The organism is Oleiphilus sp. HI0132, assembly GCF_001635845.1.
The window spans coordinates 1-894 of the sequence record NZ_LWGJ01000546.1 but is presented as its reverse complement, the minus strand read 5'-3'; the positions used below and the strand labels follow the sequence as shown (position 1 = coordinate 894).

Genomic DNA, 894 nt, shown 5'->3' with positions numbered 1-894 from the left:
AGAAAGGAAGCGTCAGGTAAAAACTTAAATGCTCAAGGCGTTGGAGGCTTGCCCAGCTGAACCAGTCAAATAAGTGCAGAACCCGCTCATCAATCATTAAGCGCCTGAAGCCCACAGCCAAGCACAATAGACCAAAGTATAGAGCGCTAACCTCTTTTGAGCGGAAGGCGAATAATGAAAAATTATACAGGCCGATTGCAATTAGAATTGAGCCAAAGAAGACTGCCGATATGATCGGACGATACTCCATATTGAAACGGCCGGCCTCGCCCGTCATGCGTAGACTAAACCATATGCCGCCCTCGCGATAATGGTGATTAGACAGATGAATCACGATATCTAGTTCGCTAGCATGATTGGTGAGTTTGATTACTCTGGGTCTAAACTCAGGCGTTTCAGTGCTCTGATAATAACCGGGCTTACCGTTTTGGGCGCTAAGATTGCCGTTGATGTAAAGCTTGTAGGCGCTTGGCATGTCAGGAATATAGAGATAGATAGGCTCCAAATTCTGTGGCACCAGAACTTTTGCATGATACGTTGCAAGACCCAGAGGAGGATAGATTACCTGCTGTTCTTGAATGTGCTCACCCTTCATTGTGTCAACGCGTTGATTCTCGACAAAGCGATAGGGGTTTTTATTCCAAACACCGGGAACGGGAAATTTAATGGGGCTTTCTTCTGTCTTGTAGATGTCCTGAGGTGGAATGAAGCGGTTCCAGTAAGTATTCCAATAGCCGTCAAGGCTAAAAGATTGTTTGCTAGACCAATCTTTGTCTCGCAGGTCGATAACAAGGAGTTTATTCGTGCTTGCTTGAGCCGTATTACTTTCGGCCTGCAATGCAGAAGATACACCGGCTAAAAATAGGAAAAAAATGAGAAAGAGTGTATTTAAGC

Annotated in this window: 1 protein-coding gene; it reads right to left on the bottom strand. The window is 45.1% G+C overall.

Annotation, left to right across the window (positions count from 1 at the left end):
* On the bottom strand, positions 1–838 hold an 838-nt coding region (locus tag A3766_RS06560), incomplete at its 3' end, for a 7TM diverse intracellular signaling domain-containing protein (RefSeq protein ID WP_197479385.1).
* Positions 839–894 lie beyond the last annotated feature (56 nt).